Below are 10,092 nucleotides of genomic sequence, written 5' to 3'. Positions count from 1 at the left end.
GCCGAGCGCGGGGGTGCCTGCCGAGCCCCCTCCGAGGCGGGAGCGATCCGACCCGGCGACCACCGCGCCGTCGTCGCGGTCGGTGCCGACGCGGGAGCGGGGGACGGCGGTGCCCACGATGCACGGCAAGTCCCTGGCGAGCGGGCCGGTGCTCCGGCACGACGGCTACCGCACCCTCGAACTGGGAATGCCGTACCGGGAGGCCGTCGAAACCGACCTGCTCGAGGTCAGCGGCGAGGCACCGGCGCCGGAGGTGTGCGCGTCGTACGCGCTCGTCGAGGGCGACGACGCTGTCCGGCACGTGACGATCTCGGAGACCGAGGGTGTCGTCGCGTTCGTCGCCACGGGTGCCCGCACGGCCGACGGCGTCGGGGTCGGCACCCCGGCCGAGCGGGTGCGGGCCACCTACCCGACGGCACGTCAGGAGGGCTCCGACTACGTCGTGGGCACCGAGGGAGGCGACTACCGGTTCGCGGTGCGGGACGGCGTGGTGACCGACCTGCGCCTCACCTCACCCCGGTTCGACTGCTGACGACCAGCCCGCCGACCGCCGTGGCGGCCCGCCGCCGTGCTGTGCGGGCCGTCCGGTCGTCACAGCGCGCCGCCCGCGACCGGCGGCATCGTCGGGTCGTCCTCGTCACCGACGTTCTCACGGTGGAGGAACTGCTCGACCTGGAACAGGTCACCGTCGGCGCGATCGACGACGGTGAGCAACGTCGACATCGACGCGATCTCCTCGACCTGCTCCTTGAGGAACCACTGGATGAACTGCTCGCCCGTGTAGTCGCCTTCCTCGCGGGCGGCCTTCGCGATCTCCTCGATGTCCGAGGCGACCTCCTTCTCCTGTTTGAGCGCGAGCGCGACGAGTTCACGCGCCTCGGAGAAGTCGTTGCGCACCTCGCCCACGGCCGGAATCTCGACGTGGTGGTCGGTGTCGGTCATGTACTTCACCATCGCGAGAGCGTGATTGCGCTCCTCGAGCGACTGCCGATAGAAGTGCTTGGCGAGCTGGGGCAGGTCCTCGTTGTCGAACCACACCGCGAGCGCGATGTACTGCTGCGAGGCGTGGAACTCGTTTCGGATCTGCGCCTGGAGCAATTCATAGAACTTCGAGCGCGGTTGCTTCTTGAAGGTTGCCATGTCCTTCACCATACGCCCGGAAGGCTCATCTCATCCAGTCTCCAGTGGTGACTTCGCTCCCATTCGGCTACAATTTCGGAGCCAAGGTTAATCTTATTGAGGCAAGCCTTTCTTTAATTCGGCCAGGCTTGCCTAAGCGGATTGTCGATCAATTTCCGCCCGCGGGTGTGGCGTCCCGGGCGACGGGGCACGACATGCACCTCGGGCCGCCGCGCCCGGACCCCAGTTCCGAGCCCTCGATACGCACGACCTCGATGCCCGCCTCCTCAAGCCGCGCGTTCGTCTCCACGTTGCGCTCGTAGCCCACGACCACGCCCGGGCGCAGCGCCAGCGTGTTGTTGCCGTCGTCCCACTGCTCGCGCTCGGCGGTCACCGGGTCGAGACCGGTGTCGATCACGTGCAGCCGGTCGATGCCCATGGCCTGTGCCGCGGCCGTGAGGAACGGTTCGGGGCCGGTCACCCGCAGGTCGACTCGCGGGTGGGTGCCGTCGCCACCGGAGCCGCGCGTGGCCGCGTCACCGGGCCGCAGTGTGTAGGCGACGAGCGAGTCGCCCGCGGGCGGATACATGACCACCGCGTCGGGACCGACCATCGTGCAGACCGTGTCCAGGTGCATGGTCGCGCGGTCCTGCGCGATCGGGACGACCAGCACGGTGTGCGCGAGGTCGTCGGCGAACACCGAGCGGGCCAGCGACTCGGCGCCCGCCGGTGTCGTGCGTTCGCCCACGCCCACGGCCAGGACACCGGGTGCCAGCAGCAGCACGTCGCCGCCCTCGACGGGTGCCGAGTGCGCCCCGTAGGCGCGGACGGCTCCGTGGAAGCGAGGGTGGTAGGCGTAGACGATGTCGAGCAGTGCGGTCTCCCGGCGCCGGGCGGGCATCGCGAGTGACGAGACCGCCACCCGGTCCGAGACCCACACCGACGAGTCGCGGGTGAAGAGCAGGTTGGGCAGCGGGTCCACGGCGAAGTCGTGCGGGTGGTGCATCCGGCGTACGAGGGACGCGCCCTCCGCGGCGGGCAGCTCCTCGAAGGTCAGTCCCGAGGTCAGGATCTCGGCGAGAGTCCCGGGCGAGGCCGACGCGAGGTGGGAGCGGAGCGCGTCGGCGAGTCCCGCGCCGAGCCGCTTGTCGTCCACCGCCGCGTGCACCCCCGCCACGTGGGCGCGGTCGTCCTCCAGCGCGCGCCGCAGCAGGTCGGTGAGCAGCAGCACCTCGACGCCCCGGCCGCGGAGTACCTCGGCGAAGGCGTCGTGCTCCTGCTGAGCCCGGTCGACCCACGGAATCGAGTCGAACAACAGTTGGTCGTTGTTTCGCGGGGTGAGCCGCCGTAGCTCGTTGCCGGGCCGGTGCAGCAGTACCGTGCGCAACTGGCCGACCTCACTCTCGACCCGTGCGGTGGGCCGGACGTCCGGTGCGTGGTCGGCGGCCGCGCCGTAGCCGGGTACGGACGCGCTGGGCGGGGAAACGGTGTCGTGCGGTGTCGTCCCTGTCACGTCAGACGAGCGTAGTGACCGCGCCCGTCTCGTGGCGGGTGACGAAACGCTCCGGCGTGGCGTGGTCACGCCCGCGCCGGACGGCGATCGTGGACCACAACGAAACGGGCCCGCCGGGAGCGTTTCGTTGCGTGCGGCGCGCGCACGCCGAACCCGGCGGGCCGCTGAGGCTCACCGCGTCGGCAGGCGAGGTGCCGGGGTGGGCTCCGCGGTCACGAATGGGCTCGTCTCGGCCTGGGTGATCGTCGTGAACACCCAGTTGTCCACCCCGCCGCCCATGATCTCGGCGTAGCGCTCGGCGGCGTCGCGATTGGCGAACCGGATCTGTTGTTCGTTGACCCGGTGGGTGATCTTGCAAGCCATCGTCGTCCCCTCCTGCTGTCGACGCTGCTGTCGGGGTAGCGGGTGCGGTGCCGTCCCCACTCCATCATGAGAACACTTGTTCGAATGGCCCCGCAAGCCGACGCGCCGGGAGGGCGGTCACGGCAGCCACGAGACGTGGTCGCGCAGGAGCGCGTATCCCACGAACGCCACGATGTCGAGCAGCGTGTGGGCTCCCACGAGCGGCCACAGCCGGTTCGTCCGCTGCCACACCCTGCCGAAGACCACACCCATCAGCAGGTTGCCGACGAAACCGCCGATGCCCTGATAAAGGTGGTAGGTCCCGCGCAGAACCGCCGAGGCGAGCAGGGAGGCGTTCTCCCCGAGTCCGAGCTGGCGCAGCCGGGTCAGCAGGTAGCCGACGACGAGCACCTCCTCGGCGACCGCGTTGCCGAACGCGGCCAGCGTCAGCACGATCGGCCGCCACCACGTCTCGTCCAAGGTGGACGGCTGTACGGCGAGGTTGAAGCCGAGCTGCCACGCGCCGAGGTAGAACGCGAGTCCGGGAATGCCGATGAGTGCGGCGAGGCCTGCCGCGCACAGCGCGTCACGGCCCGGACGCCGTCCGTCCACTCCGATCCCAGCGAGTCGCGTCCCGGTCCGCCACAGCAGGTAGAGGCCGAGTGCTCCCCATCCGACGAGCTGCACCACCCCGAGCAGCTGCCGGGCGAGGTCGAGAACCTCGACGGTGGCCTGGGGCGCGTTGATGGCCGCCTGCTGCTGGTTCAGCGGTTCCGGTCGCAGCAGCGCGTCCAATAACGACAACGCGCTGCGCATGCCCGACAAACCCAAAGTAATCGAGAAGACCAGAACGAGTTCGACGAGCAACGCGCGGCGCTGCGCGGGATCGCGCACCGTATCCATTCGTGTGCGGTGGGTGGGAGCGAGCCAGTCACGTGCGAGTCGGGACACCGTGGCACGTTACATTAGACGGGTGAAACCCCTGGTCATCGCCAAGGGGACCGCGCCGTCGAGGCGGCACCATGTGAACTCAGGAGGCAGTCTCATAACGTTCCGACCTGATCGATCCCGATAGGTACTAGGGTTTTACGGACCCAAAATCCGATGAAGGAGGCAAGCCTCGTGGCGGAAACGTCAAACACAGAGGCCGTGGCGCCGCCTGGTTCACGACGATCCTCGACACCGTCGATCGCGCCGAAGGTCTTCTGGCCGTCCGCGATCATCATCCTGGCGTTCGTGATCGCGACCGTCATCGCGCCGGAGGCGATGGAGTCGGCCATCGGCACGCTCCAGTCCGAGGTCGTCGGCAAGTTCAGCTGGTACTACATGCTGATCGTGTCGGCGTTCGTCGTGTTCGCCGTCTGGGTGGGGCTGAGCCACTACGGTGACATCAAGCTGGGGCCGGACGAGGAAGAGCCCGAGTTCGGCATGAAGTCCTGGTTCGCGATGCTGTTCGCGGCCGGGATGGGCATCGGCCTGGTGTTCTGGGGCGTGGCCGAGCCGCTCAGCCACTACGCCGGTGTGCCCAACCGCGCGACCGGCATCACCCAGGACGAGGCCGGGGCACAGGAATCCCTCGTGCAGACGTTCCTGCACTGGGGGCTGCACCCGTGGGCGATCTACGTGGTGGTCGGCCTCGCGATCGCGTACGCGATCCACCGGAAGAAGCGCCCGGTGAGCATCCGCTACGCGGTGGAATCCCTGATCGGCAAGCGCGTCAAGGGCTGGATCGGTGATGTCATCGACATCGCCGCGATCGTGGGTACGTTGTTCGGTGTCGCGACCTCGCTCGGCCTGGGCGTGATGCAGATCGCCGCCGGGCTCGAGTTCCTCGACATCGTGTCGAACCCGGGCAACCTCACTTACGTCATCCTGATCGGCGCGATCACCCTCGCGGCGATCGTCTCGGTGGTCACCGGGTTGAAGAAGGGCATCCGTTACCTGTCCAACTTCAACATCGGCCTGGCCGCGGTGTTGCTGCTGCTCGTGCTGATCCTCGGGCCGACGCTTTTCATCTTCCGGGATCTGGTGCAGTCGATCGGCGCGTACTTCCAGAACCTGCTGCAGATGAGCTTCAACACCACCGCGTTCGAGGTGGAGACCGGCACGGACTGGCAGGCGTACTGGACGACCTACTACTGGGGCTGGTGGATCGCGTGGGCGCCGTTCGTCGGTGTGTTCATCGCGCGTATCTCGCGTGGCCGCACCGTCCGTGAGTTCGTCGCCGGCGTGCTGCTGGTGCCGACCGCGGTCACGATGCTGTGGTTCAGCGTGTTCGGCGGCACCGCCCTCTACCGTGAGCTCTTCGGCCAGGGCGGGCTGATCGTCGACGGCGAGGTCAGTCAGGAAGGGTCGCTCTTCGGCATGCTCGAAGCGCTGCCCGGCGGGACGGTCATGACCGTCGGTGCCGTCATCCTGATCGCGCTGTTCTTCATCACCTCCTCGGACTCCGGTTCGCTCGTGGTGGACATGCTCGCCTCCGGCGGTGACCCGAACCCGCCCACCTGGAGCCGCGTGTTCTGGGCGACGCTTGAGGGCGCGGTCGCCGTCGCCCTGCTGTTCGCGGGCGGTCTGAGCGCGTTGCAGACGATGTCGATCCTCATCGCGCTGCCGTTCAGCGTGGTCATGCTGTTGATGTGCGTGTCGATCATCCGGGACTTCCGCAACGAGCGGAAGACGATGCTGCGCATACAGCGCCGGATGCAGCGGCAGGAGCTGACCGAGCACATCACGCACAGCCTCATCGATGAGGGACTGGTGGAACCGAACGGAGAGTCGTCCGGCGACGGGTCGTCGGGCACGTCCTCGACGGCCACCAAGGGCGCGACGCCGTCGTCGTAGACGACACCCGCGCTCAACGAGAACGGCGCCCCCGCGTACCGCGGAGGCGCCGTTCTCGTGTCGGGGCCACCGCGCGCCCCGCGCGGCGCGCCGGTCAGGGCCGGTCTTGCCGGTCCTGCTCCCGCTGCCGGGTGAACGGGCATCCGACGAGCTTGCGCAGCTCGATCGACAGGTGCGGAGGTTCCTCGATCGAGCGGGAGAAGGCGAGCCGGATGTCGTGGTCGTCGGAGTCGGTCTCCACCCGCAGCCGCATCCCGCAGCGGTCGAGCCCGAGCGGCAGGACACGGCCGTCGGTCAGTTCCTCGGGCACGTGCCGGGCCAGTGCGCTCACGACATCGGTGTGGTCGTGCTCAAGGTGCTCGAGCCAGCGCTGCTCGTGCCGGCAGAACGGGTCCGGCTGGGCCGCGTCGAAGGTCACCGGGCTCAGCGAGTGGGTGCCCTCGGTGTCGGCGAGCACGACCGAAACGGGGGTGAGCCGGAGCATGGTCATCCCGTGGCCGAGGTCGAGTACGCGCGGGTCCGGATTGGTCTCGGACAGGCGCAGGGCCCGCGCGCGGGCCGAGGCCTCGTCGAGCGCGCGCAGCCACCCGGTCAGCCACAGCAGGCCGCGTACCGGTTGCCGCATGGGCAACGGCGCGAGATCGGTGACCTCCAGGGTCATCGCCAGTTCCCCGGTGCCCGCGTCCCGCACGGAGCACACGAGCGGGTCCTCGTCGGGCAACAGCACGCTGACGTCGTCCCCGGCGTGCAGATGCCACAGGGCAGGGGTGATCCGCTCGCCGGTGTGGGCGCCGTCGATTCCCGGTTCGCCGCGTTCGCCGAGCGCGGGCACGAGTGTCGCGGGGCCGCCCCGGACGGCCATGGTCTTGGCGCGTTCGGCGGGCCTCGGGGTCGGCGGGCGGCGGGGCAGGGAGTCGCTCACGGCTCACCTCGCTTCGGACGGCGGCATTCCACGGTGCGTCTCGCGCGACGTTAGGTAAGCCTAACCTCCCTGTCATCTCTGTCGAGGGTGTTCTCCGGCACGTCACGGGCGGTGTCGTCGCGACGACGCACGCCGTCGGAAGGGCCGTGGCCACCCTGCGTCCGCTCGGCGTCCGGCGCAGGGGCGCGCGCGGCGACGAGGGGTGGCACGGCGGCGACGCGTTCGACGATCGAACAGTTTTGTCCTGATTTCGTTCGCTATTAGCGTGTGGGGCGTGTCAAGCGCTGTGGAACTCCCGCCCCCAGGCCCCCGAGGAACGCCACCCCTGCTCGCGCGGCTCGTCGACGACTCGGCGCTGTTCCCGCCAGGAGACGCGACGATGTCGCAGGCCCTGATCACTCATCTCGACAACAGGGCAGGCGAACAGGCGGGTGTGCTCGGCGTCTTCCTCTGCCCGGCGTCCCGGCTCCCGGAGATGATCACAGAGTTGATCAAGATCCGGCCCAAGGAGCCGCTCCCGCTCTCACTGATCATCGACACCGGGCTCGGCGGTGTTCCCAAGGCCATCTCGATCGTCGAGTCCCGGGACGAACTGCTCTCGCTGCGGATGGTCGAGATGCCCGCGCCGTCGGACGTCGACGAAGTGTGGCTGGAGCGCGTCTCCGAGTTCGTCCCCGAGGACGTCATCCGGGTGGTCGAGCCCCGCAGGGGCGTCGGCTGGCTGGACGGCGTGCGCAAGGTGATCGAGCACGGAAGCTGGCCGAAGATCCGGTGCGGCGGCCTGTCGAGTGAGAACTTCCCGAGCGTCGACGAGGTCGCCGACTTCTTCTCCGTCGTGGGCAGCGAGTCCGGCGCGTCGTTCAAGGCGACCAACAGCCTGCACCGCGCCGTGCGGCACACCGACGCGGAGACCGGTTTCGAGCACCACGGGTTTCTGAACCTGATCGTCGCGGCGGCGCGCTGCCTCTCCGGCGGCGACGTGCGGGAGGCACTCGGCTCGACCGACGGTGAAAGTCTCGCCTCGGAGGCGGCTTCGCTCAATGACGACGCCGCCAAGGCCGTGCGCTCGTTGTTCGCCTCCTACGCCTCCGCGACGTTCGACGAGTCGGTCACCGACCTGAAGGGGCTCGGACTGTTGTGACCAGAGAGGGCTCGCTCACGCTCGATCGCGGTCTCGCCGTGTTGCAGGCGGTGGCCGACGCGGACGGCTCGGCCACCATCTCGGAGCTGGCCACCGCGATCGGGTCGAGCAGAGCCGCCGTGTACCGGCTACTGGTCCCGTTGGCCGAGCGGGGACTGGTGTGGCGGGAGGGCAGCCGGGTCCGGCTCGGCTCGGGGGTTCTGCGGCTCGCGGGGCAGATGCTGCCGCAGCTACGCGCCGTCGCCCGGCCCGTGCTGCACGACCTGGCGGAGTCGGTGGGTGCGACGGCGCACCTGTCGGTGGTCGAGGGTGAGCACGTCCACGTCGTCGCCGTCGCAGAGCCGTCCTGGACGACCTTCCACGTCGCCTACCGCGTGGGCAGCAGGCATCCGGCTGCGCGCGGCGCCGTGGGCAAGGCCCTCGCCCAGCGTCCGAGGGGCCGAGGGTGGGCGGCGGTCTCCGGCGACCCGCAGCGCGGCACGTTCTCGGTGGCCGCGACCGTGCGCAGCATCCCGGGTGTGCGGGCGGTGCTGGGAGTGGTGTCGCTGACGGCCCTCGACAACGCCACCGTCGGTTCCCAGCTCGTCGAGGCGGCCACGACCCTGGCCGACGCCCTCCGCACCTGACCCGCGAGTTGCCCCTGGCGGCGCGCGAGTTGCCCCTGGCGGCGCGCGAGTCCGCGGTCGCGGCCCCCGACCCGGGCGGGACGGTCGGCATCAGACCAGCAGGCTGCCGAAGGTGACGGCGGCCAGGCCGGCCAGCACGAACCCTGCTACACGCTGGAGCGGTCTCGGGCGGATACGGTCCCGGAGCTTGTGGCCGATCAGCACAGCCAGACCCGACACGCCCAGCACGGCGGTGAGAGCGCCCCCGGCCACCGCGAACGGCTGGGCGGAGTTCGCCGCCAGTCCCGCCATGGTCAACTGGGAAGCATCGCCCCACTCCGCGGCGAACAGCACCGCGAACGACGCCACCGCCGCGCGGACGAAGCCCACCGGCGCGGGCCCACTGCGTGCCGCGTCGACGGAGGCGTCGTCACCCGTCTGGAACCCTTCCCGCAGCAGCAGGACGGCGCCGATGCCGAACATCAGGCCGACGGCCACCGACACCACCGCATCGGGCAACGCCGTCAGTACGCCCCCGAAGGCCACCGCGACGAGTGTCTGGCAAGCGAACGCCACGGCCACCCCGGTCAGCACCGCCCGCGCGGGGAAGCGGGTGGTGAGCACGAGCGTCGCCACAGTCGTCTTGTCCGGCAGTTCCACGGCCGCCACCAGTGCGAAGGCCGTCACGAACGCTGTGAGCGCGGCGGACACGTCGAATACTCACCCCTTTCCTCTGCAACGATAAAGGGGTGGCCGTGAAAATGCCTAGTACATGGGTATCACGAATCGCTTGGTCCGGCTTGGCGAGAATATGCGGACGCGTATCCGAAAAGACATCTTCGGCGTGACGAAAACAATGATTCGGCCCGAGGGTCGCGCGGGTGCGGGACCTTGGTCCCGCGGAGTCCAGGATCAAGGGACCTGATGGGAAAGAGCAGGTCGCCGGCAGAGTCGATCTCGTGAGCGTCCTCGAACTCGCGCGGTGGCAGTTCGGCATCACGACCGTCTACCACTTCCTCATGGTGCCGCTGACCATTGGCTTGTCCGTCCTGGTCGCCGGGATGCAGACGGCGTGGGTGCGCACGGGTGAGCCGCGTTACTTCCGGATGACGAAGTTCTGGGGCAAGCTGCTCCTCGTCAACTTCGCCATGGGCGTGGTCACCGGTATCGTCCAGGAATTCCAGTTCGGGATGAACTGGAGCGCCTACTCGCGCTTCGTGGGTGACGTGTTCGGTGCTCCGCTGGCCATGGAGGGTCTGGTCGCGTTCTTCGTCGAGTCCACCTTCCTCGGTCTCTGGATCTTCGGTTGGGACCGGTTGCCGAAGCGGGTGCACCTGGCGTGCGCGTGGGCGTTCTCCCTGGCCACGATCGCCTCGGCCTACTTCATCCTGGCCGCCAACTCCTGGATGCAGCACCCGGTCGGTGCCGAGTTCGTGGACGGCAGGCCGACGATGACCTCGATCGGGGCCGTGCTGACCAACAGCACCGCCCTGGCCGCCGTGCCGCACACCATCGCGGGAGCGTTCGCCGTCGCCGCCGCGTTCCTCGTCGGCATCGCGAGCTGGCACCTCTGGCGCGGGCGTCCCGCCCGGACCTCGCCCGGCGCGCG

Annotated in this window: 11 protein-coding genes and 1 pseudogene; 5 read left to right on the top strand and 7 right to left on the bottom strand. The window is 69.3% G+C overall.

The window, feature by feature from the left end; genetic code table 11:
* Positions 1-532, top strand: a pseudogene (locus SACSA_RS21300) (hypothetical protein); the annotation flags it as partial.
* 59 nt (positions 533-591) lie between these two features.
* Here SACSA_RS21300 and SACSA_RS0103545 read toward each other — a convergent pair.
* From SACSA_RS0103545 to SACSA_RS26560, 5 genes are all read right to left on the bottom strand, one after another.
* Positions 592-1,140, bottom strand: coding sequence for a ferritin (locus SACSA_RS0103545; RefSeq protein WP_028661497.1), 549 nt, complete (start codon positions 1,138-1,140; stop codon positions 592-594).
* 148 nt (positions 1,141-1,288) lie between these two features.
* The gene (locus SACSA_RS0103540; RefSeq protein ID WP_019813553.1) at positions 1,289-2,632 is read right to left on the bottom strand and encodes an arginine deiminase; all 1,344 of its coding nucleotides are present in this window, start codon (positions 2,630-2,632) and stop codon (positions 1,289-1,291) included.
* A gap of 171 nt (positions 2,633-2,803) precedes the next feature.
* Entirely contained in the window at positions 2,804-2,995 is a 192-nt protein-coding gene (locus tag SACSA_RS0103535; protein WP_019813551.1) for a hypothetical protein, read from the bottom strand.
* A gap of 117 nt (positions 2,996-3,112) precedes the next feature.
* Positions 3,113-3,877, bottom strand: coding sequence for a CPBP family intramembrane glutamic endopeptidase (locus SACSA_RS0103530; protein WP_019813550.1), 765 nt, complete (start codon positions 3,875-3,877; stop codon positions 3,113-3,115).
* Positions 3,878-4,017: 140 nt separating this feature from the next.
* Positions 4,018-4,227, bottom strand: a complete 210-nt coding sequence (locus tag SACSA_RS26560) for a hypothetical protein (protein ID WP_232212830.1) — start codon at positions 4,225-4,227, stop codon at positions 4,018-4,020.
* On the opposite strand from SACSA_RS26560, the gene SACSA_RS0103525 reads away from it, so the two are divergent.
* Positions 4,211-5,815: a BCCT family transporter gene (locus SACSA_RS0103525; RefSeq protein ID WP_332253224.1), complete on the top strand. Its 1,605-nt coding sequence runs from the start codon at positions 4,211-4,213 to the stop codon at positions 5,813-5,815. The genes SACSA_RS26560 and SACSA_RS0103525 overlap by 17 nt on opposite strands.
* Before the next feature lie 94 nt (positions 5,816-5,909).
* On the opposite strand, the gene SACSA_RS0103520 is transcribed toward SACSA_RS0103525, so the two are convergent.
* Positions 5,910-6,737, bottom strand: a complete 828-nt coding sequence (locus tag SACSA_RS0103520; protein ID WP_019813548.1) for a DUF2470 domain-containing protein — start codon at positions 6,735-6,737, stop codon at positions 5,910-5,912.
* Between the two features lie 286 nt (positions 6,738-7,023).
* On the opposite strand from SACSA_RS0103520, the gene SACSA_RS0103515 reads away from it, so the two are divergent.
* Together SACSA_RS0103515 and SACSA_RS0103510 are read left to right on the top strand one after the other, a co-directional pair.
* Entirely contained in the window at positions 7,024-7,878 is an 855-nt protein-coding gene (locus SACSA_RS0103515; protein WP_048876380.1) for a hypothetical protein, read from the top strand.
* Entirely contained in the window at positions 7,875-8,504 is a 630-nt protein-coding gene (locus tag SACSA_RS0103510) for an IclR family transcriptional regulator (RefSeq protein ID WP_019813546.1), read from the top strand. Before SACSA_RS0103515 ends, SACSA_RS0103510 begins: the two co-directional genes overlap by 4 nt.
* Positions 8,505-8,594: 90 nt before the next feature.
* On the opposite strand, the gene SACSA_RS0103505 is transcribed toward SACSA_RS0103510, so the two are convergent.
* Positions 8,595-9,194 (bottom strand): TMEM165/GDT1 family protein, encoded by a 600-nt coding sequence (locus SACSA_RS0103505; RefSeq protein ID WP_019813545.1) that lies wholly within the window; start codon positions 9,192-9,194, stop codon positions 8,595-8,597.
* Positions 9,195-9,442: 248 nt separating this feature from the next.
* On the opposite strand from SACSA_RS0103505, the gene SACSA_RS21295 reads away from it, so the two are divergent.
* On the top strand, positions 9,443-10,092 hold a 650-nt coding region (locus SACSA_RS21295; RefSeq protein WP_019813544.1), incomplete at its 3' end, for a cytochrome ubiquinol oxidase subunit I.

The organism is Saccharomonospora saliphila YIM 90502 (genome assembly GCF_000383795.1).
Classification (GTDB): domain Bacteria; phylum Actinomycetota; class Actinomycetes; order Mycobacteriales; family Pseudonocardiaceae; genus Saccharomonospora; species Saccharomonospora saliphila.
Note: the sequence above shows the minus strand (reverse complement) of the source record. Positions and strands in the feature narration are given on the sequence as shown.